This window comes from Streptomyces sp. NPDC050759 (genome assembly GCF_044456945.1).
Lineage (GTDB): Bacteria > Actinomycetota > Actinomycetes > Streptomycetales > Streptomycetaceae > Streptomyces.
The window spans coordinates 105,856-130,988 of sequence record NZ_JBITGI010000020.1; the positions used below are offsets into that span (position 1 = coordinate 105,856).

Consider the following 25,133-nt stretch of genomic DNA (forward strand, 5'->3'; position numbering starts at 1 on the left):
GCCGGGGAGGAGCGCCACGATGACCGTCCTTGAAGACAGGATCGCGATGGCCGAGAGCGACGACACGAGCTGGCTCGACGAAATGTTCGAGCGGCTTGAGAAACTGCCGGTCCCCGAGGGATACAAGGTCGAGATCGTCGAGGGGGCCATCTACATGTCGCCGCAAAGGGACATCCACTGGGAGACCATCCGCAGGATCGTCCGAGCCCTTGAAGACACGTTCGGCATGGACGTCAAGGTGCTCTCGGACGTCCGCATCGACTTCCCCGGCCGCAAGAACGGTCTCGCACCAGACGTGGTGAAACTGCGCGACGGCGCCGAGAAGACCTCCAAGGGCCGCTGGCGCTACGAAGACGTCGAGTTCATCGCCGAGGTCATCTCCCAGGACACAGCCAAGAACGACTACGGCCCCAAGAAGACCGCCTACGCCCTCGCCGAAGTGCCCGTCTATGTAATTGCCGACCCCTATACGGGCAAGTGCCACCTGTTCACGCAACCCAAGGATGGCGACTACGTCAGCGACCTCTCCATCACTTACGGCGGAGACGTCGACATGACCGCCACCCCCCTCAACCTCACCCTCAAATCCGATAAGTTCCCCCGCGACTGACTGACAGAATCCGCCGTATGGCGCTCATCCATCACACCACGCTCAAGCCCACCAAGGTGGAACTGCTCACCACCTGGCTGCCCACCCGCCCGTGGTACACCGGCACCCGCACCCCCGAGTTGACCAAGGCCGGCGGTTTCCGGCTGGACGACCCGGAGGGCGAGGTCGGGATCGAGTTCATGGTGGCCGTCGACTCCTCCGGCCCCGAACCCGTCGCCTACCTGGCCCCCCTCACCTACCGCGCCGCCCCGCTCCCCGGCGCGGACCACGCCCTCGTCGGCACCATGGAACACGGCGTCCTGGGCCCCCGCTGGGCCTACGACGGCACCCACGACCCCGTCCTGCGCACCGAACTCCTCGCCCTGTTCGAGGGCCGCACCCAGGCCATGGCACAGAGCATCAGCGACACCCCCGACCACGAGGTCACCCACTCCTACACGGGCCCCGTCCTCCCCACCGGCCCCGCGGAGGTCACCGAGGACCAGGACGGCACCGAGCTCGCCCTCCCGGACGGCACGGTTCTCCGCGTGCACCGACGCCCGCTGCCCACGGCCCCCGAGGGCACGGCCGGCCACGTCTCCGGAGCCTGGAACGCCCCGGACGGCACCCGCGCCCGAGCCGTGTTCGCCGTGCTGCACACCGCCCCTCAGGGCTGAAGGCCGAAGCCCCGCGTCACCACCCCCACCACCTGGACGGAGTTCGCCCTCCTCCAGCCCCTAGAACATCCCGTTCCCGTTGGCGGAAGTTTCCGGAACGTCCTGGATCACATCCCAGTGCTCCACGATCTTCCCGCCCCGCACCCGGAACAGATCCACGATCGCCTGCCCCCGCTCCCCCGGCGCCGGAACGTAGTGGCTGTGGACGGCGACGAGGTCTCCCTCGGCGATGACCCGCTTGGGCTCCACCTTCAGCTGCGGGAACGCCTTGAAGTAGGCCCCCAGCCCGGCCTTCAGGCCGTCCACCCCGTTCGGGATGTTCGTGCTGTGCTGCTCGTACCCGGGCCCCCAGTACCGGTCGATCGCGGAGACGTCCTTGTCGACGAGTAGCTCGTCGAAGGCCTTCACGACCAGCTGCTTGTTGTACTCGGTGAGGAAATGCTGGGTCGGCCGATCCGTCCGCGGCCAACTCACCGTCGAGAACATGTCGTTACCGTTGGCCGTGGAGTCCGGCACCGCCTGTCCCACATCCCAGTGCTCGGCGATCTTCCCGCCCTGGAAGCGGAATATGTCGAAGACGGCCTGGCCCCGCGTGCCCGGCGTCATGACGACGTTCGAGTGGACCAGCACGAGGTCCCCCTCGGAGATGACCCGCTTGACGTCGTACGCGGCGTCCGGGAACTGCTTGTGGATGGCGACGCCCAGGTTCTTCAGCGTCTCGGCACCGTCCGGCGCGAGCGGGTTGTGCTGGATGTAGTCCGGTCGTACGAAACGGTCCACGACCTCGGTGTCACCGCGCTCGAACACGCCCTTGAGGACGCTGACGGCGACGGCCTTCTGGTAGCTGAGGCGGGCGGAATCGCCGTAACCGCCATGACGGGCGTAACCCGTGGAAGCGATGTGCGGCGCCGCAACAGCAGGCACAGCGACAGCGCCCAGCACAGCAGCGGAGGCGGCGAAGGCGACAAGCGCCCTGCGGACAGACGTGGTGGGGGGCATGGGACTCTCTCCAGCCGTCGACATCAGATATTGAAAGTTCAAGCGCACGCTTCCCACAGGTAAGCACTAACCACCAGTTAGCGTCAAGATCCCTTGAATCCCCGTACCCCGCTGCATCCCTTGCATAGAGCGCACTCAAAGCCGTTGGCTGGGTGGTCATGAAGTACACGCAGCTCGGACGCACGGGACTCAAGGTCAGCCGGCTCGTACTCGGCACGATGAACTTCGGACCGCAGACGAACGAGGCCGACAGCCACGCGATCATGGACGCGGCGCTGGACGCCGGAATCAACTACTTCGACACCGCCAACGTGTACGGCTGGGGCGAGAACAAGGGCCGTACCGAAGAGATCATCGGCAACTGGTTCGCGAAGAGCGCCACCCACCGCGACAAGGTCGTCCTCGCCACCAAGGTCTACGGCAACATGGCCGCGGACGGCGAGGCCTGGCCGAACCACGACAAGCTGTCGGCGCTGAACATCCGCCGTGCCGTCGACGCCTCGCTCAAGCGGCTCCAGACCGACCACATCGACATCTACCAGTTCCACCACGTCGACCGCGCCACTCCCTTCGAGGAGATCTGGCAAGCGATCGACACCCTCGTCCAGCAGGGCAAGATCCTGTACGTCGGGTCCTCCAACTTCCCCGGCTACAAGATCGCGCAGGCCAACGAGATCGCCGCCCGGCGGGGCGGCACCATCGGTCTGGTCAGCGAGCAGTGCCTGTACAACCTCGCCGAGCGGCGCGCCGAGATGGAGGTCATCCCGGCCTCCCAGGAGTACGGCCTCGGCGTGATCCCCTGGTCCCCGCTGCACGGCGGTCTCCTCGGCGGGGTCATCAAGAAGGAGGTCGAGGGCGGCCGCCGCGCCTCGGGCCGCGCCGCCGACACGCTCAAGGACACGGCCAAGCGCGCCCAGATCCAGTCGTACGAGGACCTGCTGGAGAAGCACGGCCTGGAGCCCGGCGAGGCGGCCCTGGCGTGGCTGCTGACCCGCCCCGGCGTGACGGGTCCGATCGTCGGCCCGCGCACCGCCGAGCAGCTGGAGTCGGCGATCAGGGCGGTCGAGCTGGAGCTGAGCGAGGAGGTCCTGGCGGGCCTGGACGAGATCTTCCCGGGCCCGGGTCCTTCTCCGGAGGCCTTCGCCTGGTAGCCCCGTCAGGGGCGCGGGGCGGAGTCGACAGGGGCTCCGCCCCGCGGGCGCGACCAGCCACAACGGGCCCGCAAGCCCGACAACTGGCCGCAGTTCCCCTACCTACCGAGCGCCGCGGCCAACACGACAACGACGAACATCATCACCAGCACACCGGCCATGATCCGGTTCCGGGTCTTCGGGTCCACGCCTCGAGCCTAACCGGCCCCGCTCAGCGCCCAGCGGCCGACCACCTCATAGCGGGGCTGCTCTCCCGGTACCCCGGACCTCGGAAGGTCGCTCCGGACCAGCGCCAGCTCGTCCACCGTCCACGTACGACTCGTGAATCCGTCGAGCACCTCCAGGTACGGCCGTACATCCACCGCCTCCCGACTGCGGGCCACGGTCAGATGCGCCTTGTACCGCCGGTGCTCCCCCATTTCCACCCCCGCCTTCCGCCCCGCCGCCTCCGCCCGCTCCGCCAGCAGCCGCAGCGCCGGCAGATCGCCGAAGGCGCCCGTCCACAACGCCCGCCCGTGCCCGAACTGCCCGCCACCGCGCAGGGCCAGCGGGAAACACGGGGTCCGCCGGGCCGCCCGCTCCAGCCGCGCCGACAGTTCGGGTACGACGGTCTCGTCGACCTCGCCGTAGAAGGCAAGGGTGAAGTGCCAGCCGGGAACGCCGGTCCAGCGCAGCTCGGACGCTCCGGGGAGCCGCCTCAACTCGGCGACCTTCAGCGCGAGTTCGTCGGACACGTTCTGCGGAGGCAGCACCGCGGCGAAGAGTCTCATGGAGGTCAGCCTGTCACCATGAGGGCATGGAGATCAGCATCAGGGACGGCGGGCCCGACGACATACCCGTGATCCTCGGCATGCTCGACAGCTGCGTGGAGTGGCTGGTCGCGCAGGGACGTCCAGGGCAGTGGGGGACCCAGCCGCTGTCCGGGAGCCCCAGGACCGTGGAGTCGGTCGCCCGGTACATCGACGAGGGCAGCGTGTACATCGCCGAGGCCGACGGCGTCCCGGCCGCGACCCTCACGATCACCGACTCGCCCGGCGCCTATCTGGCCCATCTCCCGCCGCCCGGCGAGCCCGAGCGGTACATCCACTGGCTCGCCTCGGACCGCCGCTTCAAGGGCCACGGCGTGGGCAGCGCCCTCCTCGCGCACGCCGCCGAGGAGACCCGGCGCGCGGGCGTCGCCCTGCTGCGGGTGGACTGCTACGCGGGCGACGACCGCAAACTGGTCGCCTACTACGAGGCCAACGGCTTCGCCCCGACGGAGACCTACACCGCCGGGGCGAACAACGACTGGCCGGGCCAGGTACTGGCCATGCGCGTGCTGCCGTAGTGCTCAGGCCGCGGCGGCCAGCTGCTCCCGCGCCTCGCGCGGCACGAACCGGACGTGCGGGTGACCGTGGTTCCAGCCCACCGACAGGCGCAGGTTGCCGACCCTGGCCAGTACCAGGCCGATCGTGACGGCCGCCGCCGCGGCGATCGCGCCGCCCGACGCGAGGCCGGCGCGGACGCCGTACGCGTCGGTGATCCAGCCGGCGATCGGGGCGCCCACCGGCGATCCGCCCATGAACACCATCATGTACAGGGCCATCACGCGGCCCCGCATGGCCGGGTCGGTGCTCATCTGGATGCTGCTGTTGGCGGTGACGTTGACCGTCATGCCGAACATCCCGATCGGGGCCATGAGCAGGGCGAACAGCCACAGCGAGGGGGCGATCGCGGCCACGATCTCCAGCGCGCCGAAGGCCACCGCGGCCGCCACCAGCACCCGCATCCGGGCAGTGCCGCGCCGGGCCGCGAGCAGGGCGCCGGCGAGGGAGCCGACGGCCATCAGTATGTTGAAGAGGCTGTAGGAGCCGGCGCCCGCGTGGAAGACGTCGTCGGCGAAGGCGGACAGGTAGACGGGGAAGTTGAAGCCGAAGGTGGAGACGAACCCGGCCAGGACGATGGTCCAGATCAGCTCGGGGCGTCCGGCCACGTAGTGCAGGCCCTCCCGCAGCTGTCCCTTGGCGCGCGGGGCGCGCTCGACGACGTACAGCTCACGCGCCCGCATCATCATCAGGCCGATGAGCGGGGCGACGAAGGACAGGCCGTTGGCGAGGAACGCCCAGCCGGTGCCGACGCCGGTGATCATGACGCCCGCGACCGCGGGGCCGACCAGACGGGCCGACTGGAAGTTCGCGGAGTTCAGGCTGACCGCGTTCTGCAGCTGGTCCGGGCCGACCATCTCGGCGACGAAGGACTGGCGGGCCGGGTTGTCGACGACGGTCGCGAGACCGACGGCGAACGCGGCGAGGTAGACGTGCCAGACCTGGACCTGGCCGGTCAGGGTGAGGGCCGCGAGCGCGATACCGGTGGCGCCCATCGCGGACTGCGTGAACAGCAGCGCGCGGCGCTTGGGCAGCCGGTCGACGAGGACACCGCCGTAGAGGCCGAAGAGCAGCATCGGCAGGAACTGCAGGGCCGTCGTCACGCCGACGGCGGTGGCGGAGCCGGTGAGGCTGAGCACCAGCCAGTCCTGGGCGATGCGCTGCATCCAGGTGCCGATGTTGGAGACGACCTGGCCGACGAAGAACAGGCGGTAGTTCCTGACCGTCAGTGAGCTGAACATCGAGGACTTGCGGGGGTCGTGGGTGGTCGGTGCGGGGGCGGAGGGTGCTCCGGGTCCCGTACTCAAAGTGCGTTCGCCTCCTCTTTGTGGCTTACAGGTGTGCGAGTTTCTCCAGCACGGGGGCGGCGGCGCGCAGTTTCGCCCACTCGTCCTCGTCGAGGCCGTCGACCAGGGTGGCCAGGAAGGCGTTCCGCTTGGCGCGGCTCTCCGCGAGCATGGCCTCGGCCTGCTCGGTCTTCGTGACGACCTTCTGGCGCCGGTCCTCGGGATGCGGCTCCAGCCGGACGAGTCCCTTGGCCTCGAGCAGCGCCACGATGCGGGTCATCGACGGCGGCTGGACGTGCTCCTTGCGGGCGAGCTCGCCCGGGGTGGCCTTGCCGCAGAGGGAGAGGGTGCCCAGCACCGACATCTCGGTGGGGCTGAGTGACTCGTCGACCCGCTGGTGCTTGAGCCGACGGGACAGTCGCATCACGGCTGATCGCAGGGAGTTCACGGCGGCAACGTCGTCGCCATGGGTAAGGTCCGGCATCTCTTTAGGGTAACTCATTACTCTCGCTAAACAAGCTCGCGCGCACGGGGATTCCCGTGACTCGGGCCACTGAAACCCGATCTTCACCCGTACGAGTGAGTCGGCGGCGGAATGTGAACGCCGCTCGGCGTGGGCGGCGACCCTCGTCCTCATGGGGACCAGCGTGCTCAGCCTGCGGATAGACGGGGAGCTGCTCGAGCGGCTCCGCGACCATGCGGCCAAAAGGGGGATGAGCGTTCAGGACTATGTGATCCGAACGCTCATCCGAGACGACTTCGACGAGCGGTTCCAGACCGCCGTCGACGAGACCGAGAAGTTCTACGGGGTCACGTGAGGGCGGTCACGTGAGGGCGGGTCACGTCAGTCCCAGCGCCGGCATCAGGTAGTAGAAGCCGAACACCGCCGCGACGGCGTACATCGGCACCGGGACCTCCCGGCCCCGCCCGGCCGCCAGTCGCAGCACCACGAAGGTGATGAAGCCCATGCCGATGCCGTTGGTGATCGAGTAGGTGAACGGCATCATCACCATGGTGAGGAAGGCCGGGATCGCGATGGTGTGGTCGGCCCAGTCGATGTCCTTGACGTTCCCCGCCAGGATCAGGAAGCCGACCGCCAGCAGGGCCGGGGTCGCCGCCTGGGACGGGACCATCGTCGCGACCGGCGTGAGGAACAGCGCAAGGGTGAAGAGACCGCCGGTGACGATGTTGGCGAAACCGGTGCGCGCACCCTCGCCGACTCCCGCCGTCGACTCCACGAAGGCCGTCGTCGCCGACGACGAGCTCGCGCCGCCCGCGGCGACCGCGAGGCCGTCCACGAAGAGCACCTTGTTGATGCCGGGCATCTGGCCCTGGGCGTCGGTGAGTTTGGCCTCGTCGGAGACGCCCATGATCGTGCCCATCGCGTCGAAGAAGCACGACAGCAGGACCGTGAAGACGAAGAGGATGCCGGTCAGCACGCCGACCTTGTCGAAGCCGCCGAAGAGGCTGACCTTGCCGAGCAGACCGAAGTCGGGGGTGGCGACCGGGTTGCCGGGCCACTTCGGGGCCGTCAGCCCCCAGGACGGGACCTCGGCGACCGCCTCGATGATCATCGCCACGACGGTCATCGTGACGATCGAGATCAGGATCGCGCCGGAGACCTTGCGGACGATGAGCGCGAGGGTCAGCAGGGCGCCCAGGATGAACACCAGGACCGGCCAGCCGTCGAGGTGGCCGTCGGCGCCGAGCTGGAGCGGGACGGTGGTGTGGGCGACGTCCGGGATGCGGGAGACGAAGCCGGAGTCCACGAGCCCGATCAGCATGATGAACAGGCCGATACCGATGGAGATCGCCTTGCGCAGGCCGAAGGGCACCGCGTTCATCACGCGCTCGCGCAGACCGGTGGCGACCAGCAGCATCACGACGAAGCCCGCCAGGACCACCATGCCCATCGCGTCCGGCCAGGACATCCGGGGCGCGAGCTGGAGCGCGACGACCGAGTTCACCCCGAGGCCGGCGGCCAGCGCGATCGGGACGTTGCCGACCACGCCCATGAGGAGCGTGGTGAAGGCCGCGGTCAGGGCGGTCGCGGTGACCAGTTGGCCGTTGTCCAGCTGGTGGCCGTACATGTCCTTGGCGCTGCCGAGGATGATCGGGTTCAGCACGATGATGTAGGCCATCGCGAAGAACGTGGCGAAGCCGCCCCGGATCTCCCGGGGCAGACTGCTGCCCCTCTCGGAGATCTTGAAGTAGCGGTCGAGGGCGGTCGGCATTGGATGTTCCTACGAGCAGAAGTGGACAGACGCAAACCGTTTCAGTATGAACGTATAACGTCGACCAAGACTATCTCCGCGCGTAGATGTGATCGCCTCGTAAGCTGTCCCCATGGCCGGTTTTTTTTCGGGACCCATCAAGCACGAGGCGCCGGAGCCCCTGGAGGGCCCCGTGGTCGCCACCGTCACCGGTGGCACGATCCTCTGGTTCGTGCTCTTCCTCGTGCAGCTTCCCTTCTACGGCTGGTTCGCGGACCACGACCACACCTGGTGGCTGTGGACCTGCCTGGCCGGGGGCGTGCTCGGGCTGTACGGCACCTGGTACGTGCGGAAGCGGGACGCGGCGATCAAGAAGGCGGCCGGCTCCGACTCCGCCGCGACCCCTGCTGCCGAGTGACGAGCGTCCCCTAGTACCACGGCATCACTCGCCCGTTCCCGTCTCCTCCCCAGGTCGGAACTTCCGGTCACTCGGCGGGTGAAGCCGCAAAACCGCACGTACCGTCGAATGCATGACGCACACCGACGCGGGCGCCGAACTCGACCCTGTGCACCCCACGACACTGCGGGCACGGGCGGCGGGCGGACTCAGCGCCGCCGAGGTCGCCGAGCGGGTGACGCGGGGACAGGTCAACGACGTGCCGGTGCGCAGCAGCCGGAGCCTGGCGGAGATCGTCCGGGCGAACGTCTTCACCCGGTTCAACGCGATCATCGGTGTGCTGTGGCTGGTCATGCTGTTCGTCGCACCCTTCCAGGACAGCCTGTTCGGGTACGTCATCCTCGCCAACACCGGGATCGGCATCATCCAGGAGTGGCGGGCGAAGAAGACCCTCGACTCCCTCGCGGTGATCGGCGAGGCCCGGCCGACGGTACGGCGGGACGGGACCGCGTCCCAGGTCAGCACCTCGGAGATCGTCCTCGACGACCTCATCGAGATCGGGCCCGGCGACAAGGCCGTGGTCGACGGGGTGGTCGTCGAGGCCGACGGCCTGGAGATAGACGAGTCACTGCTGACCGGCGAGGCCGACCCGGTGGTGAAGCGGCCCGGCGAGCAGGTCATGTCCGGGAGCTTCGTGGTCGCCGGCGGCGGCGCCTTCCAGGCCACCAAGGTCGGCCGCGAGGCCTACGCCGCCCAGCTCGCCGAGGAGGCCTCCCGGTTCACCCTGGTCCACTCCGAACTGCGCACGGGCATCTCCACGATCCTCAAGTACGTCACATGGATGATGGTCCCGACCGCGATCGGCCTGGTCATCAGCCAGCTGTTCGTGAAGGACAACGACCTCAAGGACTCCATCGCCCGGACCGTCGGCGGGATCGTCCCGATGGTCCCCGAGGGGCTGGTCCTGCTGACCTCCGTCGCCTTCGCCATCGGCGTCATCCGGCTTGGCCGGAAACAGGCGCTCGTCCAGGAGCTCCCGGCCATCGAGGGCCTCGCCCGCGTCGACACGGTCTGCCTCGACAAGACCGGCACCCTCACCGAGGGCGGCATGGACATCACCGAGCTCAGGCCGCTGCAGGGCGCCGACGAGTCGTACGTACGCAAAGTCCTGGGCGCCCTCGGTGAATCGGACCCGCGGCCGAACGCCTCCCTCCAGGCGATCATCGACGCCTACCCGGACGTCGAGGAGTGGCGCTGCACCGAGTCGCTCCCCTTTTCCTCCGCCCGCAAGTACAGCGGGGCCTCCTTCAGCGAGGGCGACGGCGAGTCCAGTACGTGGCTGCTGGGGGCGCCGGACGTGCTCCTGGCCCCCGAGGACCCCGCGCTCGCCGAGACCGGGCGGCTCAACGAGCAGGGACTGCGCGTGCTGCTGCTCGCCCGGGCCTCCCGCGACCTCGACGATCCCGAGGTCGCCCGGGGAGCGCGGCCGACCGCCCTCGTCGTACTGGAACAGCGGCTGCGGCCCGACGCGGCCGACACCTTGCGGTACTTCGCCGACCAGGACGTCCGCGCCAAGGTGATCTCCGGCGACAACGCGGTGTCGGTCGGGGCGGTGGCCGCCAAGCTCGGGCTCAACGGCAGCGTGGTCGACGCGCGCCGGCTGCCCGCCGACCAGGACGGGATGGCGAAGGAGCTCGACGAGGGCACGGTGTTCGGGCGGGTCACCCCGCAGCAGAAGCGGGACATGGTGGGGGCACTGCAGTCACGCGGACACACGGTCGCGATGACCGGTGACGGGGTCAACGACGTGCTCGCCCTCAAGGACGCCGACATCGGAGTGGCGATGGGCTCCGGGTCGGAGGCCACGCGGGCGGTCGCGCAGATCGTGCTGCTCGACAACAGCTTCGCGACGCTGCCGTCCGTCGTCGCGGAGGGGCGACGGGTCATCGGCAACATCACCCGGGTCGCGACGCTGTTCCTGGTGAAGACCGTGTACTCGGTGCTGCTGGCGATCTTCGTGGTGTGCTGGCAGGTCGAATACCCCTTCCTGCCGCGGCACCTGACCCTGCTGTCGACGCTCACGATCGGCGTCCCGGCCTTCTTCCTGGCCCTCGCGCCCAACAAGGAACGCGCGCGACCGCACTTCGTGCGGCGGGTGATGCGGTACTCCATCCCGGGCGGGGTGGTGGCGGCGATCGCGACCTTCGTGACGTATCTGATCGCCCGGCACCACTACACGGGCACCGGAGCGCTGGACGCGGAGACGAGCGCGGCGACGCTGACCCTGTTCCTGATCTCGATGTGGGTGCTGGCGATCATCGCCCGCCCGTACACCTGGTGGCGTCTCGCGCTGGTCGCGGCGATGGGCCTCGGGTTCGTCCTGGTCCTGGCGGTGCCGTGGCTCCAGGACTTCTTCGCACTGAAGCTCGTGGGGATGACGATGCCGTGGATCGCCGTCGTCATCTCGGCGGTGGCGGCGGCCACCCTGGAACTCCTGTGGAGGTGGGTGGACCGCCGCGGTTCCGCCTAGCGCTGGGCTTCAGCCGGGACCGTTCCGTCGAGTGTCGTCCGCGGATGCGTCGTGGCTTGTCGCGCCCGCGGGGCGGAGCCCCATATCAACTCCGCCTCGCGCCCCTTGAGGGGCGCGTTCTACTGGACGTCGACGTAGTCGCCCGCCGCGCTCACGGCCGGTGTCGTCGTCGTGCCCGCGAAGCTGTAGCGGTAGTAGCCGTCGACCGTCGCTGTGGTCGTCGTCTTCAGGGTGCCCGTGGACGTCGTCTTGATGGTCTTGAGGGTCGTGTAGGTGCTGCTGCCCTTCTTGCGGAACTGCAGCTTCACCGGCTGGGTCGAGTAGCCCGCGTACGTGTTGGTGTCCCAGTTGGCGCGGGCGAGCTTGCCCGTGACGGTGATCGTCTTGCCCTTCTTCACCGGCTCGGGGGACGCGTTGGCGGTGAGGGTGGAGCGGCGCTGGAGGTGGGTGGTGCCGAGACCGCCCTGCCAGGTGACGCCTTGGTCCGCGTTGACCGCGAGGGCGCCCAGCTTCCAGGTGCCGGCCTCGCTGCTGACCAGGTCGCCGTCCTCGTCGGAGCCCTTGGGGCGGAACTGGATCTTCGCCGTGCACTTCAGCACCGTCGAGGAGGACGCCGTGCAGGTGCCGGGGTCGTCACCGAGGAGCATGTCGTCGGAGGTCTCGCCGAGCGTGGCGCCGCGGTAGAGGACCGGGCCGGTCTGGATGGAGCTCGCGTCCAGGTCGGCGGGCTTGGTCACGGTGTAGGTCGCGGAGACCGTGACCATCGCCGTCGAGCCGACCACGATGTTCTTGCCGCTGTTGACCTTCAGGCTGGAGAAGGTGACGGCGGGCCCGGCCGTGGCGGCCTGGGCGGCCGGCACGGCGAGGGTGGAGAGTGCCACGGCGCCGGAGGCGGCGAGGACGAGGGCGCGTATGCGCATGTGCGTTCCCCATGAGGAGAGAAGGATCTGGGAGTCTGATGACTCAGTCCGTAGATCCGTGACTCACGCGACTGGTTGTACGCGTGGGGCGTGATTTTGTCCGCACATGCGCAACGCTTTACTTCCGTCCTACTTACCTGACGTCGATGAAGTCGCCCGGGGCGTTGACCGCCGGGGTGGTGGAGGTGCCCGCGAAGCTCCAGCGGAAGAAGCCGTCGACCGTGGCCTTGACCGTGGTCTTCAGGTCACCCTTGGTGTTGGTCTTGACGGTCTTCACGGTGGTGTAGGTGTCGGAGTCCTTCTTGCGGAACTGCAGCTTCACCGGCTGGGTCGAGTAACCGGCGTACTTACGGGTCTCCCAGTTGGCCCGCGTCAGCTTGCCGGTGACGGTGATCGTCTTGCCCTTCTTCACCGGCTCGGGGGACGCGTTGGCGGTGAGCTTCGAGAGGCGCTGGACCCGGTGGGTGCTGTAGAAGTCGTTCCAGTAGACGCTGCCGGCCTCGTCCTTGGCGAACGCGGCGGCCGTCACGTGCCAGGTACCGGCCAGCGAGTTCATGTACAGATCGCGGGTGACGTCGACCTTGACCGTCAGCTTGCAGGTCGAGGTCGTGTCGCTGACCGCGGTGCAGGTGGCCGTCTGCTCGTTCGGTGGGAACACGCCGTCGACGTGGGCGCGGTCCTTGCCGTGCCACAGGTCGACGTACGCGTCCTCGATACCGGCGGAGTGACTGGCGGTCAGCGACACGGTGTAGGTCTTGGCACCTGTCGTACCGAACACGATGCTCTTGCCGCCGTTGATCTTCACGTCGGAGACGACGGGCAGTTCCTCGTCGTCTGCGGCGGCACTCATCGCGGCTCTGGAGACGCCGAAACGCTCCGCAGCGGTGGGTTTGTGCAGGCCCCCGCCGTCGGCCTGCGCGGCCGGGACGGCGAGGGCGGAGAGGACGAGGCCGCCGGAGACGGCGGCCACGATGGTGCGGATGCGCATGCGTTCCCCCAGGGACTGGTCGTGGAGCCTGGCGGCTCGTGGGGTCAGATGCGCGACCGGGGTGAACCGTTGCAGCAGACCGGCCTGATTTTCCACAAGCCGTCCGTCCTGGGGGTCAGGCCTTCGTCCACATGGCTTGCCCGCAGCGAGGGAATTCGCCCGGAATACTGGAGCCCAGCCCAGCCCAACCCGCCGACCCCACCCGGAAAGAGCCGCCGTGACCGTGTACTTCCTTGTCACCTGCTATCCCAAGGACGGCGACCAGCCGCTCTCGTCCACCGACGTCACCGCGGTCGGCGCGGAAGCCTGGGGAGAACTCCTCGGGATGGCGCCGGAGCAGTTAGCCGACGTGTACCCGCTGACGCACCAGCACGCCGACCGAGTCCGACAGCTGACCGGCATCGCGCTCGACCTCGAGAAGTACGAGTACTTCCTGGAACCGGAGGAGGACCCTTCCCTGTGAACGGCCGACTCGCCATCTCCCGCTTCCCGAAGGATGACGAGTTCCTTGACTCGTCCGTCGACGTCACCGCGGTCGGCGTGGACGTCCTCGCGGACCTCGTGGGCATTCCGCCGGACGAACTCGTCGGCGATGTGCCCCTGACACAGGAGCATGCCGAGCGTGTCCGGCAGCTCACCGGTATCACGCTCGACCTGGAGACGTACGACTACTTCCTGGATCCCAGCTCCGGCTGAGACGCTCAGTCGAACCAGCGGTCCCTGGCCAGTTCCTCCGTGCGGGTCGGGTCCTCCAGGAGCGCCGCCACCTCGAAGCGCCGTGGCCACTGGCCCGCCGCCCAGGCCAGGCCCGCGGCCACGCCCTCGAGGGTGGACGCGTGCAGGACGCCGTCGTTCGTCAGGCGCCAGTCGATCTCAACTCCGTCGACGACGAGTTCCTCGTGCTCGACGTAGGTCGAGGGGGTCCGCGTGCCCAGCAGCAGCCGTACCGGCTCCGGTACGTCGTGCTCGGTGCCCTCGGAGTCGACGGAACCGGTGACGGACTCGCTGAGGCGGCGGACCTGGAAGAGTTCGGCCAGTTCCGCGGCCCGGGACGGGCGGACCGGCAGCAGGGGGACGCCCGCCGTGAAGGGGAGCAGGTCCGGTGAGTCGACGACCACCGCGTCGGCCGCGTCCACGACCTCGACCCGGCCGTCGGTCACCGCCCGCAGCTCGTCGGGCAGGGTGACCTGTTCGGGGTCCAGGTCGGCCAACGCAGTGTAGAGGGCGTGCAGTTGGGCGCCGGTCACCGGTCGGTCGGGGTCGGCGAGGCGGTCCAGGAGCTCCGCCGCTCCGCCCGGCTCCGCCAGCAGCGCGGCCACCGACGTCCGCACGCCCAGCGCCCGCAGCACCTGCTCGTCGTCGAACCCGGTCGCGTCCGCCTCGTCGTACAGGCCGCGCAGGAGGGGGTCGCCCCCGGCCGCCAGCAGGCCGGCGGGGCGGCGGCCGTCGAGCACCGGGTTCCCGCGCAACCACCAGGCGGTGTACGGCCGTACGACTTCATGGGTGCCGTCGGGCAGGAGGATGCGGACCTGCTGGGTGATCGCGTCCCGCAGGGGCGGCCGGGCCAGCAGGGCCAGCGCCTCGGGCCACTTGTCCTCGTCGACCAGGTCGAGGTCGCGTACGGCGACCAGTTCGGTGGCGACCGGCGGGACCGGTGTGTCCGGGAAGCGGTCGAGGATGTCCTCGCACCACACGTCCACGGCGTCGAGGAGACCGGCGTCGTCCGGTTCCGCGAAGTCGCCCTCGCGGGGCTCCAGTTCGTCCGGGTCCAGCACCACGTCCGTGGCACGGACCAGAGCGAAGTTGGCGAGCACTCCGCAGGCCGCGAGGGGCTGTTCGCCCCACTTCTCGGCCAGTTCGGCGTCCACGTAGGCGAGTTCGTCCTCCCGCATGACCTGGGCGAACGGGCTGCCGGGCAGGACGAGTTCACCGGCGGGGACCAGTTCGCCCTCCTCGTCCGGCAGGGCGAGCGCGGCCAGCCACGGCTCGTCGCCGGGCTCGAGTCCCGCGTCCCGGACGAGCGCGAGGACGGTGTCGGCCAGCTCCTCGGCGTCCGGGGTGTCCTGCTCCCAGCCCATCCCGCCGTCGTCGTCCAGGGAGGCGGCCACGGCGGCCCGCACCTGGGGCGTGGTGAGCACCGCGCGCGAGGTCGCGGGCAGCGCGCCGAGCTTCTCGAGGAGCGGGTGGGCGGCGGCCGGGTGTGCGACCTTGAGGCCGAGCCGGGCGAGGATCTCGGGGTCGATCAGGGACGCGTCCGAGGTGGGCAGCAGCACCTGCCGGGGCCCGATGGTCGTACGCCCGTCGGCCAGCGGCACCGGAAGGCCGGAGAGCCGGTCGGGATCGACGCCCGCGAGACTGTCGTAGAGCCGCTGCCACCACTCCGGCTCCTTCTCGAGCCCGGCGAGCCGGTCGATCGCGTCGGTGAGCGGGATGCGGGCGACGCCCAGCGTCCGGAGCTCCACCCGCCGTTCGAGTCCGGCGGGCAGCAGGGTGGGCAGGACCTCGGCGAGCACCCGCACGGTGTCGGCGCCGGCGCCCTCGACGACCTCGGCCTCGCGCGGGCGCAGGACCTCCGGCAGTTCCGAGTCGTCGCCGGGCTCCTCAAGTGCGGGCGGGAGGGCCGGCGGGAGAAACGCGGTTCGCGGGAGGCGGTCGAGAATCGCCTGTCGCAGCGCCCCGTCCAGCTCGCCCTTGCCCAGCGGGCCGGGCACCAGCGCGATGATCCCTTCGCTCACCGGACGCCAGCCGGCGAGGAGCTCGGCGTACACGTCCGCCGCCCGCTGCACGAGGAAGGCGGTGAGCGGTCCGGGTGCCGCGTGCCGGCGGGTGGTGTCCAGCGGGAACGACGCGATGAGCAGCGCGGGGACGCCGAGCGGCTCGTCGCTGGGCGTCGGGGCGTGCACGACGGGGCTGGTGCGGGGGTGGGCCGGGGTGCCGTCGGTGTCGGCGGGCACGGCCCAGGTGAGCGACCAGTGCGGCCGCAGCCGCTCCTCGACGGGCCGGCCGGCGAGGAGTTCGGGGGTGAGCGGGCCGTGCGCGGACGCCGTACGCCAGCGGGTCGTACCGTCGCGCGAGTCCTCCACGACGACGAGGTGGTCCTCGGTGCGGCGGCTGAGCGTGCGGGTCGTGTCCGTCTCGATCACGACCTCCTCGAGCCCGGGGAGGGCGAGGAGGAGGGCGTCGTCGACGGCGTTCAGGAGGCGCTCGGCGAGGTCGGCGGCGGCGGTGTCGCGCAGCGGGAGGATGACGACGGTGTCGTAGGGGTCGGGCGCGCTGCCCTCGGCGGCGAACGGGAGCCGCAGCAGTGGGACATGGCCGTCGCGGCGGCGGATCTCGTCACCGAGCCCGGGACTGTGCCGTGCCGTGTCGGCGGCGTGCTCGCGGGCCTCGGCGAGGGACCAGCGGACCCCGCCGTGCCGGCCGACGACGGCGGGTTCGTCGGTGACGGCGAGCACGGCGGCGAAGCCGACGCCGAAGCGGCCGATCGAACCGTCCTGGCTGTCGCGCTTGGCGGAGGCACGCAAGGTGGCGAGGGACTCGACACCGGCCGCGTCCAGCGGGGCACCGGTGTTGGCGGCGAACAGGACGCCCTCGCGGAGGGTGAGCCGGAGCCGTCCCGGCACCCCCGCCCTGGCCGCCGCGTCGGCGGCGTTCTGCGCGAGTTCGACGACGAGTCGGTCCCGGTACCCGCCGAGGACGAGGTCCTCCTCGGCGTTGGCGTCCTCCCGGAACCGGGCGGGGCTGGTGGCCCAGGCGTCCAGCACCCCTCGCCTGAGCCGGGCGGTCCCGAACGGGTCGGCACCCTCGGCAGCGGGCCGCACGAACTTGCTCACGTTCACACTCTCCTCGTCGGCGTGACGATGAAGGTACCGCGAGGACGGGGGAAGGTAACTCCGCCCCTGTGGCCCTCACACCTCGTCCCCATGGGAACCGGATTCCGTCGGGCGGCGAAGTACGGGTGAAAGCCCGGGCTTCACCACGCCACAGCGACGAAAGGAGCCCCGCTGACCGTCGAACCAGGCGTCAGGGTGGGACGGGACAGCGACGCCTCGGTGATCGAACGGTCGTGGGAGTCGTGGGAGGAGCCCGAGGCGTTCGCCCCGCTCTTCGACCGCCATGCCGACTCGGTGCACCGTCACGCGGCGCGCCGGCTGGGCGGGGAAGCGGCCGAGGACGTGATGGCGAGCGGGTCAGGGCCGGGGAACGTCGTACGAGCAGTGGCAGCGCGTGATGGCCCAGGGGGTGGTGGACCGGGTGCTGCAGCGCCCCTGAGCGGGCGCCCGTCCTACGAGTGGCCCAGTTCCGCCGTGTCCTCGTCCGCCAGCACCGGCACCGACCCGGAGTCCGGTGCCGGGCGCAGCGGGAACGGGTCCACTCGGGTCTCGTCGATCACCGGCGGGGACGGCTGCGGGGGCTTGGGCATGACCGCCGCCTCCGAGTGGCCTCCGCAGCCGTAGGACAGGGAGACCACGCGGCCGTCCGCCGGGGCGAACTCGTTGGCGCACAGTCCGAAGGCCTGGCCCAGCGAACCTCCGAGCGGGACCAGGAAGCCGCAGCTGACGCAGGGCGCCGGGGCCGCCTGGGCCATCGGCGTCTTCGCGCCGAAGGACTCCTCCCAGCGGTCGGCGGCGATATGGAGGCCGTAGCGGGACAGGACCCGGGCGCGGCGCATGCCGAGTTCCTCGGCGACCGCGGCGATCGAGCCGCGGGTCGGGGCCACCGGGAGGTTCGAGGGGGTGCCCGCCGTGAGCTCCGCGTCCTCCGCCTCGACCAGCTCGGCCATCTCCTCGGAGACGGGCGCGCTCGGCAGCGGCTCGTCCTCGCCGGTGTAGCCGGGCTCCAGCCGGAGGTCCTCGGCGTCGGTGGGGAGCAGATCGCCGGGGCCCATGTCGCCGGGGCGCAGGCGTTCGCTCCACGGCACCCACTCCGGCGCCAGCAGCGCGTCGGGGCCGGGGAGCAGGACGACCTCGTCCAGCGTCACCAGCTTCGCGCGGGAGGCGCGGGCCACCGTGACGGCCCAGCGCCAGCCCCGGTAGCCGAGTTCCTTGCACTCGAAGAAGTGCGTGACGACACGGTCTCCCTCGGAGACCAGGCCCGCGTGCTCGCCCACCACCCCGGGCGCGGCGGCCTCCTCGGCGGCGGCGCGGGCGAGGTCGACGGCCTCGGCGCACAAGCGGTCGGGGGTGCGGCTTCGCGTTGTCGCTGCGCTCACAGGTATCGCTTCTCTCCTACGCCGTCACTCGGGTGCGCCGGCCTGAAGGCGGTGGGTGCGGACGGAGCGGACCGGAGGACCGCGTCGACGTCCGCGCCCGATCGCGCTCGGGCGCACCTGCTCCTATCCATTCTGCGGGATGTCAGAGAGGCGCGCGGCCGAGAACGTTCGCCACGGCGCGCTACGCACGCTACCTGCTCGCCGCCGCCCGGCCTACACCGACGTGATGATCCGTTGCCTCCGGTGGCGCTTCATATGCGTTCATACGCGCGGTAACCGCACTACTCACAGCTTTCTCGGGGCACTATGACGGGGTGGCAGCCGCGAGGACACCCCAGGGAGCCACCGGAGTCGGTGGCGGTTCGGGCCGGATTACCCAGATGACAGGGCCCGTCCGTGCCGTCGGGCGTGCCCTGCACTTCCCGTTCACCGGTACGGCCCGGGGGATCCGCAAGGCGACCCACGCGCACGGGGCGGGCGAGTCCGGCCTCGGCAAGCTGATCGAACTGCACGCCGTCAACGGCGCGGGTGACGTGATGATCACCGTCGCGCTCGCCTCGACCGTGTTCTTCTCCGTGCCGACCGACGAGGCCCGTGGGCGTGTCGCGCTCTACCTCGCCATCACCATGGCGCCCTTCACGGTCCTCGCGCCCGTGATCGGCCCGCTCCTGGACCGCCTCCCGCACGGCCGCCGTGCCGCCATGGCGGGCGCGATGCTCGCCCGGGCGATGCTCGCGCTGATCATCGCCGGGGCGGTCGCCACGGGCAGCCTGGAGCTGTATCCGGCGGCTCTGGGCGTACTGGTGGCCTCCAAGGCGTACGGCGTCGTCAGAAGCGCGGTCGTGCCCCGGCTGCTCCCGCCCCGCTTCTCCCTCGTCAAGGCCAACTCCCGCGTCACGCTCGGCGGCCTCCTCGCCACCGGTATCGCGGCCCCGATCGGCGCGGGGCTCCAGGCCGTCGGACCGCGCTGGCCGCTCTACGGCGCCTTCGTGATCTTCATCGCCGGTACGTTCCTGTCCTTCTCCCTGCCGCCGAAGGTCGACTCGGCCAAGGGCGAGGACGTGGCGCTGCTCGCCGCCGACGAGGAACATCTGCACGGTCCGCACCTCAAGCCCCTCAAGCGGCCGGGGCTGCGCACGGTCGGCACCGCCGTCACCCACGCCCTCGGCGCCAACGCCGCCCTGCGCTGGCTCTCCGGCTTCCTCACTTTCTTCCTCGCCTTCCTGCTGCGCGAGCATCCGCTGACCGGCGAGAGCGCGGCGGTCTCCCTGGGCCTGGTGGCCGTGTCGGCGGGCGTGGGCAACGCGCTCGGTACGGCGGTCGGGGCCTGGCTGCGCTCGAGAGCGCCGGAGATCATCATCCTCACGGTGGTGGCGTTCGTGCTGGGCGCGGCGATCACGGCGGCGATCTTCTTCGGGGCGTTCCTGGTGGCGTGTCTGACGGCCGTCGCCGGATTCTCCCAGGCCCTGTCCAAGCTGTCCCTGGACGCGCTGATCCAGCGGGACGTGCCGGAACTCGTCCGCACCTCGGCGTTCGCCCGCTCCGAGACGATGCTCCAGGTGTCCTGGGTGTTCGGCGGCGCGGTCGGCATCGTGATGCCGCTCAACGGCTACCTGGGCCTGTCCGTGGCCGCCGCGGTCGTCGCCGCGGGCTGGCTGGCCACCGCGAAGGGGCTGCTCAGCTCGGCACGGCACGGCAGCGCGCCCAAGGCGCGAGTGGCCTAACCCGGCCCCGACGCACGGCACGCCGTACCCCGCATAAGAGGACCGTAGGACGTGCCAGATAGCCTTCCGCCATGACCACGCTGCAATCCGATGTGCGACGCCGCCGTGCAGTCGCCGCCGCCGGCCTCGTTTCCGCCGGACTGCTCGTCCTGTCGGCCTGCGACAAGCCGACGCCGCGCGTCACCGTCACGGTCGGTTCGACCTCGGTGAGCTCCGAGGCCGTCTGCTACGACGACGGCAACGACCTCGGCCAGGCGAAGGCCGCCAAGTGCGCCCTGGAGAAGGGCGACGCCAAGACGATCAAGGTCCCCCAGAGCGAGACCCTGCGCGTCGGCGTCGACCAGAAGATCGCGGACACCGGCTGGGCCCTGTGGATCAACGGCCAGCAGATGACCTACGTGTACAAGAAGTCGTACTACGCCTTCGACGGCGTCGACCTCTTCGCCCAGCAGCAGGGCCAGGCCCCGCAGAAGACGCTGTACATCAGCATCGTCGAGCAGGACAAGACGACCTCGGGCCAGAGCAAGGATCACAAGGGCGTGTGGAACTTCAAGCTGGAGAACGCCGACTACTGATCCGTCGGAGCCCTGGCTGATGCGCATCCTCGTGGCCACCGCCGTCCCGGTCGAACGGGACGCGGTGGCCCGCGCGTTCGAGGGCACGGTGTCGGCCGTCGACGTCGTCGCCGTGGGGGTCGGGCCCGCTCTCGCCGCCGCCTCCACCGCCACCGCGCTGACCATGGCCGCCGTGGCGGGTGCTCCCTACGGCCTCGTCGTCTCCGCCGGGATCGCCGGCGGGTTTCTGCCGCACGCGCCGGTCGGTTCGCTCGTCGTCGCCGACGAGATCACCGCGGCCGACCTCGGGGCCGAGACCGCCGAGGGATTTGTGCCGGTGACCGAGCTGGGGTTCGGGGTCGTCACCCACCGTCCGCCCGAAGCACTCGTACGGGCCGCCGTGGCCGCGACCGGCGGCCGGGCCGGAGCCGTGCTCACCGTCTCCACGGTGACCGGTACGGCCGCCCGCGCAACCGCCCTGAGGGAACGCCATCCCACCGCGCTCGCCGAGGCCATGGAGGGCTTCGGGGTCGCCGAGGCGGCCGGGGCGCACGGGGTGCCCGTGCTGGAGATCCGCGCCGTCTCCAACCCGGTCGGTCCGCGCGACCGGGCCGCCTGGCGGATCGGCGACGCGCTCGCGGCCCTGACGGAGGGGTTCGGGAAGCTGACACCCGTACTGGAGGGTTGGAACCACCATGACGACTGAGCCGCTGCAGATCGCGTACTCACCCTGCCCGAACGACACCTTCGTGTTCGACGCGCTGGCCCATGGCCGGGTGCCGGGGGCGCCTTCGCTGGACGTGACCTTCGCCGACATCGACATCACCAACGGGATGGCGGAGCGCGGTGAGTTCGATGTGCTGAAGGTGTCGTACGCCGTGCTGCCGTACGTCCTCGACGAGTACGCGCTGCTGCCCTGCGGGGGTGCGCTGGGGCGCGGGTGCGGGCCGCTGGTGCTGACGCGGGAGGCCGACGTGGAGCTCACCGGCCGTACCGTCGCCGTACCGTCCGAGCGGTCGACGGCGTATCTGCTGTTCCGGCTGTGGGCGGCGGACGTCCTCGAGGGCGGGGTCGGGGAGATCGTCGTGCTGCCGTTCCACGAGATCATGCCGGCCGTGCGGGACGGTCGCGTGGACGCGGGGCTGGTCATTCACGAGGCGCGGTTCACGTATCAGAACTACGGGCTGCACAAGCTCGCGGACATGGGCGAGCACTGGGAGTCGACGACGGGATTGCCGATTCCGTTGGGGGCGATCATCGCCAAGCGCGCTCTCGGCACCGAGAGGCTTCAGTCGCTCGCCGAGTCCATCCGTACGTCCGTGCGGGCCGCCTGGGACGCGCCCGAGATTTCCCGGCCTTATGTCATGGAACATGCGCAGGAGATGGATCCCGCTGTCGCCGACCAGCACATTGGTTTGTACGTCAACGAGTTCACCGCGGACCTCGGGGAAGACGGATATGCGGCGATTCGGGGGCTCCTGACCCGGGCGGCCGCGGAAGGTCTGGTGCCCGCTCTGGGGCCCGACGCGTTGTCGTTCACCTGACGCGTTCCCGCGGGGCGCTCGGCCATTGGGCCAGTTTCAGCATTCCCAGGACCCGGTGGATCAGGAAGCCGGCGAGCGGCAGTTCCACGCACACCGCCAAGGCCGCCGACCACCAGACGTCCGGGGTGCCCAGGGCCAGCGACACGTCGAACCACGCGTCGCAGACCAGCAGGGCACCCGTCGACACGGCCGCCACCACGACCCCCCGGTGGCGGCGCCAGCCGAGCAGGGCCGTGGCGGCCATCGCCAGCAGGAGCAGGACGTCGAAGCCGACCCAGGTGGTACGCCACTGGCGGACCGTGTAGCCGCTGGGCAGCGTGAACGCCAGCAGGATCGTCCACGGGACCAGCCCCACCGCGCACACCGTGAGCAGTTCCAGGGTGTGGCGCCGCTGCCGCCGGATGTGCTCCAGCAGCTGCGGGGACGGTGCCTCGGCCGCTGTCCCGCTCACTACACGTCGAGTTGGTCGGCGACCGCTCGCAGGAGACCGGCGATCTTCCCGCCGGCGGCCTTGTCGGGGTAGCGGCCGCGCTCCAGCATCGGCGTGATGTTCTCCAGAAGGGTCGTCAGATCCTGGACGATGGAGGCCAGTTCGTCCGGCTTCTTGCGCGTCGCCGCCGCGACCGAGGGGGTCGGGTCGAGGATGGCCACCGAAAGGGCCTGGTCACCGCGCTGCCCGGCGACCACCCCGAACTCCACCCGCTGTCCGGGCTTCAGCGTCTCGACTCCGGCAGGGAGGACGGAGGAATGGACGAAGACGTCACCGCCGTCGTCGCGGGAGAGAAAGCCGAAGCCCTTCTCACTGTTGAACCATTTGACCTTGCCGGTAGGCACGTCTGTCCTCGTCCTCGTACTCGTCGGAAAACTGCTTCTGAAACGGCTCTTGATAGCACTGGGGCGGGTCGTCGGGACCCGCCGGTTCCCAGGCTAATGGTCTTCAGGCCGGTGACAAGACGTCGCCCGGTTGTTCCTTCGCGCAGGGAACTACCCTGGTCCGGTGCGTGACAAAACCCAACCGAATTCCGCCGCTCCCGGTGACCGTCTGATCCGTGCCGGAGCCATCGTCTTCTTCATCGGTGCGGTGGCCACTCTGGTCACCGTGGCCCCGTTCCTGCTCGGAACGACGCCTTTTCCGACGTACATGTTCGGATTGAGCATGCTCATGGCCGTCGGTTTCCTGGTGGCCGGTGCGGGCGTGCTGCAATCGGTCGCGGCGGGAAGGCGTCAGGCGCGGGCCGGCCGACAGCCCGCACGGTAGTCCGAAAACCACCCCGGGAACTCGGTGAGATCTCCGAGGACGACATCGGCGCCGGCCTCGCTCAGGTCCTCGGCGGTGCACGGTCCCGTGGGCACCGCGACCGAGAGCGCCTCGGCGATCCGCGCCCCGCGCACATCGCCGGTGTGGTCGCCGACGTACACGCTCGCGCCGTGCTCGCGCAGCGCCTCGCCCTTCTGCTCGGCCCACAGGTTGCCGATCACCGCGTCCGGCTCCATGCCCAGGTGCTCCATGTGCAGCTTGGCGTTGGGCTCCCACTTGGCCGTCACGACGATCGCCCGCCCGCCGGCCGCCTGTACGGCGCCTATGGCCTCGCGGGCGCCGGCCATCGCCAGGGTGCCGGTGATGGCGTACGACGGGTAGAGCTCGCGGTACAGGCCCGACATGGCCGGGATGCGGTCCGCCGGGAACCAGTACGCCATCTCCTCCTCCAGCGGCGGCCCGAGCCGCGTGACCACCAGGTCGGCGTCGACGTACATCCCCGTCCGCTCCGACAGCTCCACCCAGCAGGCGTGGATGCCGGGGCGGGAGTCGATGAGCGTCATGTCGAGGTCGAAGCCGACGGTCGGGGCGGTGATGCTTGTAGAGGCCATATGGGCCATTGTGCCCGGGCGGAGGGGCGCGCGGACACCGGATTTCCGCGGCCTACCGCTGCCGCTGCGAGCGCCACACCAGGAACAGCGCCGACGCCACGGCCGCGCCCCGCACCACCCATGGCCACGTCTCGGAGATCGCGTCGTTCATGTGGCCCTGGGCGATGGGCTCGCCCCAGCGGCCCTCGTTCCTGCCCCACAGCCAGACGAGCCCCGCGGTCAGTGAGAGGCCGGGCAGGATCACGACGGCCCATTTGGTCTCGGTGTCGGTCAGCCGGCGCGAGGCCCAGGCGATGAGCCAGCCGACGATCAGGACGAGGAGGTTGCCGAGCACGGCACCGGCGACGAGCGCGGCGGCGGCGAGCAGGAGGAGGGGGTTGCTCCAGCCCCCGCCTCCGGAGCCAGCGGACCGGAAGAAGGGGCGCCGGCGGGCCGGGACGGCCTCGACGACCGGTTCCGCGGCCTTGGTGACCGTCTTCGGCCTCCACCAGGCCGTACGGGCCTTCACCACCGGCGCCTGCGCCACCTGCTCGACAGCCGGCGCGGGCTCGGGTGTGGTCTCCTCCTTGGGCGGCGGGGGCTTCAGCAGCTCCGGGATCTCCACTCCGCCCACGAAGCCCGGCACGCTGTCGCCGACACCGAAGGGACTGCTGTCCACCCGCCACCAGTCGGGCTGCGCCGCACTGTCGCCGAGCTCGTCCAGGCCGGCCAGATGGGGCCCGTGGGACGTGTCGCGGTCGGCGGCCGGGGCGGGCCGCGGCGGGGTCCCGGGGCGCGGCCGGGGGACGACCTTGCGCAGCCCCTTGGGCCGCTCGGTCTCCTCCGGCTCCCGGTCCCGCTGTACGGGCATGGAGACGACCGGCGCCTGCGGGGCACTGCCCGCCGTGCCTCCGGCGGCGGTGACCACCTCGTCGGGGCTGCCCAGCCTGGCGATGATCCGGCGGACGGCGGCGGGCGAGTCCACGGTGACCTTGGCGCGCCGCCGGTCGATCTCGTTGCGCAGCTCCGAGACGAGTCTCATCCGGGTGGACGACGGCAACTGCCGCTGCTGCGCGACGTCTCCGACGCGGCTCAGATACTCGTAGACGACCTGGTCGCTCTCGATACCCACGAAGT

27 protein-coding genes and 1 pseudogene are annotated in these 25,133 nt (G+C 70.4%); 15 read left to right on the plus strand and 13 right to left on the minus strand.

The window, feature by feature from the left end:
- The first annotated feature begins 19 nt into the window (after window positions 1–19).
- Both ACIBJB_RS40245 and ACIBJB_RS40250 read left to right on the plus strand, forming a co-directional pair.
- Window positions 20–610, plus strand: a complete 591-nt coding sequence (locus ACIBJB_RS40245; RefSeq protein WP_057608563.1) for a Uma2 family endonuclease — start codon at window positions 20–22, stop codon at window positions 608–610.
- 17 nt (window positions 611–627) lie between these two features.
- Complete coding sequence (locus ACIBJB_RS40250; RefSeq protein ID WP_398938632.1) at window positions 628–1,266, plus strand: 1,4-alpha-glucan branching protein; 639 nt, start codon at window positions 628–630, stop codon at window positions 1,264–1,266.
- 60 nt (window positions 1,267–1,326) lie between these two features.
- Here ACIBJB_RS40250 and ACIBJB_RS40255 read toward each other — a convergent pair whose 3' ends face one another.
- Complete coding sequence (locus tag ACIBJB_RS40255) at window positions 1,327–2,265, minus strand: nuclear transport factor 2 family protein (RefSeq protein ID WP_398938634.1); 939 nt, start codon at window positions 2,263–2,265, stop codon at window positions 1,327–1,329.
- Between the two features lie 158 nt (window positions 2,266–2,423).
- Between ACIBJB_RS40255 and ACIBJB_RS40260 the strand changes: the two genes are divergently transcribed.
- Window positions 2,424–3,416, plus strand: coding sequence for an aldo/keto reductase (locus tag ACIBJB_RS40260; protein ID WP_398938636.1), 993 nt, complete (start codon window positions 2,424–2,426; stop codon window positions 3,414–3,416).
- 197 nt (window positions 3,417–3,613) lie between these two features.
- Here ACIBJB_RS40260 and thpR read toward each other — a convergent pair whose 3' ends face one another.
- On the minus strand, window positions 3,614–4,186 hold the full coding sequence (thpR, locus tag ACIBJB_RS40265; protein WP_398938638.1) for an RNA 2',3'-cyclic phosphodiesterase: 573 nt from the start codon (window positions 4,184–4,186) through the stop codon (window positions 3,614–3,616).
- Between the two features lie 26 nt (window positions 4,187–4,212).
- Between thpR and ACIBJB_RS40270 the strand changes: the two genes are divergently transcribed.
- Window positions 4,213–4,743, plus strand: a complete 531-nt coding sequence (locus ACIBJB_RS40270) for a GNAT family N-acetyltransferase (RefSeq protein ID WP_398938640.1) — start codon at window positions 4,213–4,215, stop codon at window positions 4,741–4,743.
- Window positions 4,744–4,746: 3 nt separating this feature from the next.
- Here ACIBJB_RS40270 and ACIBJB_RS40275 read toward each other — a convergent pair whose 3' ends face one another.
- The gene (locus ACIBJB_RS40275; protein ID WP_398938740.1) at window positions 4,747–6,021 is read right to left on the minus strand and encodes an MFS transporter; all 1,275 of its coding nucleotides are present in this window, start codon (window positions 6,019–6,021) and stop codon (window positions 4,747–4,749) included.
- Between the two features lie 91 nt (window positions 6,022–6,112).
- Window positions 6,113–6,550, minus strand: coding sequence for a MarR family winged helix-turn-helix transcriptional regulator (locus tag ACIBJB_RS40280; protein ID WP_057608571.1), 438 nt, complete (start codon window positions 6,548–6,550; stop codon window positions 6,113–6,115).
- A gap of 151 nt (window positions 6,551–6,701) precedes the next feature.
- On the opposite strand from ACIBJB_RS40280, the gene ACIBJB_RS40285 reads away from it, so the two are divergent.
- A complete protein-coding gene (locus ACIBJB_RS40285; RefSeq protein WP_030317890.1) occupies window positions 6,702–6,884 on the plus strand; it encodes a hypothetical protein in 183 nt (60 codons plus the stop codon).
- A 21-nt stretch (window positions 6,885–6,905) separates the two neighbouring features.
- On the opposite strand, the gene ACIBJB_RS40290 is transcribed toward ACIBJB_RS40285, so the two are convergent.
- Window positions 6,906–8,300: an NCS2 family permease gene (locus tag ACIBJB_RS40290; protein ID WP_398938642.1), complete on the minus strand. Its 1,395-nt coding sequence runs from the start codon at window positions 8,298–8,300 to the stop codon at window positions 6,906–6,908.
- A gap of 112 nt (window positions 8,301–8,412) precedes the next feature.
- Here ACIBJB_RS40290 and ACIBJB_RS40295 point away from each other — a divergent pair, with 112 nt between their 5' ends.
- Complete coding sequence (locus ACIBJB_RS40295; protein WP_398938644.1) at window positions 8,413–8,697, plus strand: DUF2530 domain-containing protein; 285 nt, start codon at window positions 8,413–8,415, stop codon at window positions 8,695–8,697.
- Window positions 8,698–8,809: 112 nt separating this feature from the next.
- Window positions 8,810–11,206 carry an HAD-IC family P-type ATPase gene (locus tag ACIBJB_RS40300; RefSeq protein WP_398938646.1) on the plus strand — a complete coding sequence of 799 codons (2,397 nt, stop codon included), beginning with the start codon at window positions 8,810–8,812 and terminating at the stop codon, window positions 11,204–11,206.
- Between the two features lie 119 nt (window positions 11,207–11,325).
- Here the strand turns inward: ACIBJB_RS40300 and ACIBJB_RS40305 are convergent, their stop codons facing one another.
- Window positions 11,326–12,126, minus strand: a complete 801-nt coding sequence (locus tag ACIBJB_RS40305) for a hypothetical protein (RefSeq protein WP_398938648.1) — start codon at window positions 12,124–12,126, stop codon at window positions 11,326–11,328.
- A gap of 133 nt (window positions 12,127–12,259) precedes the next feature.
- Complete coding sequence (locus tag ACIBJB_RS40310) at window positions 12,260–13,114, minus strand: DUF5707 domain-containing protein (protein WP_398938742.1); 855 nt, start codon at window positions 13,112–13,114, stop codon at window positions 12,260–12,262.
- A 217-nt stretch (window positions 13,115–13,331) separates the two neighbouring features.
- Between ACIBJB_RS40310 and ACIBJB_RS40315 the strand changes: the two genes are divergently transcribed.
- Both ACIBJB_RS40315 and ACIBJB_RS40320 read left to right on the plus strand, forming a co-directional pair.
- Complete coding sequence (locus tag ACIBJB_RS40315) at window positions 13,332–13,577, plus strand: hypothetical protein (protein ID WP_398938650.1); 246 nt, start codon at window positions 13,332–13,334, stop codon at window positions 13,575–13,577.
- Entirely contained in the window at window positions 13,574–13,810 is a 237-nt protein-coding gene (locus tag ACIBJB_RS40320; protein WP_398938652.1) for a hypothetical protein, read from the plus strand. Before ACIBJB_RS40315 ends, ACIBJB_RS40320 begins: the two co-directional genes overlap by 4 nt.
- Before the next feature lie 5 nt (window positions 13,811–13,815).
- Here the strand turns inward: ACIBJB_RS40320 and ACIBJB_RS40325 are convergent, their stop codons facing one another.
- A complete protein-coding gene (locus ACIBJB_RS40325) occupies window positions 13,816–16,947 on the minus strand; it encodes a sacsin N-terminal ATP-binding-like domain-containing protein (RefSeq protein ID WP_398938654.1) in 3,132 nt (1,043 codons plus the stop codon).
- Window positions 16,948–17,118: 171 nt separating this feature from the next.
- On the opposite strand from ACIBJB_RS40325, the pseudogene ACIBJB_RS40330 reads away from it, so the two are divergent.
- Window positions 17,119–17,298, plus strand: a pseudogene (locus tag ACIBJB_RS40330) (RNA polymerase subunit sigma-70); the annotation flags it as partial.
- 101 nt (window positions 17,299–17,399) lie between these two features.
- On the opposite strand, the gene ACIBJB_RS40335 reads toward ACIBJB_RS40330, so the two are convergent.
- Window positions 17,400–18,326 (minus strand): DUF3027 domain-containing protein, encoded by a 927-nt coding sequence (locus tag ACIBJB_RS40335; protein ID WP_398938657.1) that lies wholly within the window; start codon window positions 18,324–18,326, stop codon window positions 17,400–17,402.
- Between the two features lie 314 nt (window positions 18,327–18,640).
- Between ACIBJB_RS40335 and ACIBJB_RS40340 the strand changes: the two genes are divergently transcribed.
- The 4 genes from ACIBJB_RS40340 (at window position 18,641) to ACIBJB_RS40355 (ending at window position 22,148) form a co-directional block, all read left to right on the plus strand.
- Window positions 18,641–20,050, plus strand: coding sequence for an MFS transporter (locus ACIBJB_RS40340; RefSeq protein WP_398938659.1), 1,410 nt, complete (start codon window positions 18,641–18,643; stop codon window positions 20,048–20,050).
- Window positions 20,051–20,121: 71 nt separating this feature from the next.
- Window positions 20,122–20,625: a hypothetical protein gene (locus ACIBJB_RS40345; RefSeq protein ID WP_398938661.1), complete on the plus strand. Its 504-nt coding sequence runs from the start codon at window positions 20,122–20,124 to the stop codon at window positions 20,623–20,625.
- Between the two features lie 19 nt (window positions 20,626–20,644).
- The gene (locus tag ACIBJB_RS40350) at window positions 20,645–21,310 is read left to right on the plus strand and encodes a futalosine hydrolase (RefSeq protein WP_398938663.1); all 666 of its coding nucleotides are present in this window, start codon (window positions 20,645–20,647) and stop codon (window positions 21,308–21,310) included.
- Window positions 21,300–22,148 carry a 1,4-dihydroxy-6-naphthoate synthase gene (locus ACIBJB_RS40355; RefSeq protein ID WP_398938665.1) on the plus strand — a complete coding sequence of 283 codons (849 nt, stop codon included), beginning with the start codon at window positions 21,300–21,302 and terminating at the stop codon, window positions 22,146–22,148. Before ACIBJB_RS40350 ends, ACIBJB_RS40355 begins: the two co-directional genes overlap by 11 nt.
- Here ACIBJB_RS40355 and ACIBJB_RS40360 read toward each other — a convergent pair.
- Both ACIBJB_RS40360 and ACIBJB_RS40365 read right to left on the minus strand, forming a co-directional pair.
- Complete coding sequence (locus tag ACIBJB_RS40360; protein ID WP_398938667.1) at window positions 22,141–22,599, minus strand: hypothetical protein; 459 nt, start codon at window positions 22,597–22,599, stop codon at window positions 22,141–22,143. The two genes, ACIBJB_RS40355 and ACIBJB_RS40360, sit on opposite strands and share 8 nt — an antisense overlap.
- Window positions 22,599–22,982 (minus strand): cold-shock protein, encoded by a 384-nt coding sequence (locus ACIBJB_RS40365; protein ID WP_007382863.1) that lies wholly within the window; start codon window positions 22,980–22,982, stop codon window positions 22,599–22,601. The genes ACIBJB_RS40360 and ACIBJB_RS40365 overlap by 1 nt, the downstream gene beginning before the upstream one ends.
- Before the next feature lie 163 nt (window positions 22,983–23,145).
- Between ACIBJB_RS40365 and ACIBJB_RS40370 the strand changes: the two genes are divergently transcribed.
- Window positions 23,146–23,406 (plus strand): hypothetical protein, encoded by a 261-nt coding sequence (locus ACIBJB_RS40370; protein WP_398938669.1) that lies wholly within the window; start codon window positions 23,146–23,148, stop codon window positions 23,404–23,406.
- On the opposite strand, the gene ACIBJB_RS40375 is transcribed toward ACIBJB_RS40370, so the two are convergent.
- On the minus strand, window positions 23,373–24,017 hold the full coding sequence (locus tag ACIBJB_RS40375) for an HAD family hydrolase (protein WP_398938671.1): 645 nt from the start codon (window positions 24,015–24,017) through the stop codon (window positions 23,373–23,375). The two genes, ACIBJB_RS40370 and ACIBJB_RS40375, sit on opposite strands and share 34 nt — an antisense overlap.
- A gap of 52 nt (window positions 24,018–24,069) precedes the next feature.
- On the minus strand, window positions 24,070–25,128 hold the full coding sequence (locus ACIBJB_RS40380; protein WP_398938673.1) for a hypothetical protein: 1,059 nt from the start codon (window positions 25,126–25,128) through the stop codon (window positions 24,070–24,072).
- Window positions 25,129–25,133 lie beyond the last annotated feature (5 nt).

Bases quoted from the DNA above. Each gene is read 5' to 3' on its own strand.
- ACIBJB_RS40345 (WP_398938661.1), top strand. From the start codon at position 20,122: ATGACCACGCTGCAATCCGATGTGCGACGCCGCCGTGCAGTCGCCGCC.
- ACIBJB_RS40305 (WP_398938648.1), bottom strand. From the start codon at position 12,126: ATGCGCATACGCGCCCTCGTCCTCGCCGCCTCCGGCGCCGTGGCACTC.
- ACIBJB_RS40350 (WP_398938663.1), top strand. From the start codon at position 20,645: ATGCGCATCCTCGTGGCCACCGCCGTCCCGGTCGAACGGGACGCGGTG.
- thpR (WP_398938638.1), bottom strand. From the start codon at position 4,186: ATGAGACTCTTCGCCGCGGTGCTGCCTCCGCAGAACGTGTCCGACGAA.
- ACIBJB_RS40280 (WP_057608571.1), bottom strand. From the start codon at position 6,550: ATGCCGGACCTTACCCATGGCGACGACGTTGCCGCCGTGAACTCCCTG.
- ACIBJB_RS40290 (WP_398938642.1), bottom strand. From the start codon at position 8,300: ATGCCGACCGCCCTCGACCGCTACTTCAAGATCTCCGAGAGGGGCAGC.
- ACIBJB_RS40355 (WP_398938665.1), top strand. From the start codon at position 21,300: ATGACGACTGAGCCGCTGCAGATCGCGTACTCACCCTGCCCGAACGAC.
- ACIBJB_RS40250 (WP_398938632.1), top strand. From the start codon at position 628: ATGGCGCTCATCCATCACACCACGCTCAAGCCCACCAAGGTGGAACTG.
- ACIBJB_RS40295 (WP_398938644.1), top strand. From the start codon at position 8,413: ATGGCCGGTTTTTTTTCGGGACCCATCAAGCACGAGGCGCCGGAGCCC.
- ACIBJB_RS40310 (WP_398938742.1), bottom strand. From the start codon at position 13,114: ATGCGCATCCGCACCATCGTGGCCGCCGTCTCCGGCGGCCTCGTCCTC.
- ACIBJB_RS40270 (WP_398938640.1), top strand. From the start codon at position 4,213: ATGGAGATCAGCATCAGGGACGGCGGGCCCGACGACATACCCGTGATC.
- ACIBJB_RS40300 (WP_398938646.1), top strand. From the start codon at position 8,810: ATGACGCACACCGACGCGGGCGCCGAACTCGACCCTGTGCACCCCACG.
- ACIBJB_RS40275 (WP_398938740.1), bottom strand. From the start codon at position 6,021: ATGTTCAGCTCACTGACGGTCAGGAACTACCGCCTGTTCTTCGTCGGC.
- ACIBJB_RS40255 (WP_398938634.1), bottom strand. From the start codon at position 2,265: ATGCCCCCCACCACGTCTGTCCGCAGGGCGCTTGTCGCCTTCGCCGCC.
- ACIBJB_RS40375 (WP_398938671.1), bottom strand. From the start codon at position 24,017: ATGGCCTCTACAAGCATCACCGCCCCGACCGTCGGCTTCGACCTCGAC.
- ACIBJB_RS40245 (WP_057608563.1), top strand. From the start codon at position 20: ATGACCGTCCTTGAAGACAGGATCGCGATGGCCGAGAGCGACGACACG.
- ACIBJB_RS40285 (WP_030317890.1), top strand. From the start codon at position 6,702: ATGGGGACCAGCGTGCTCAGCCTGCGGATAGACGGGGAGCTGCTCGAG.
- ACIBJB_RS40260 (WP_398938636.1), top strand. From the start codon at position 2,424: ATGAAGTACACGCAGCTCGGACGCACGGGACTCAAGGTCAGCCGGCTC.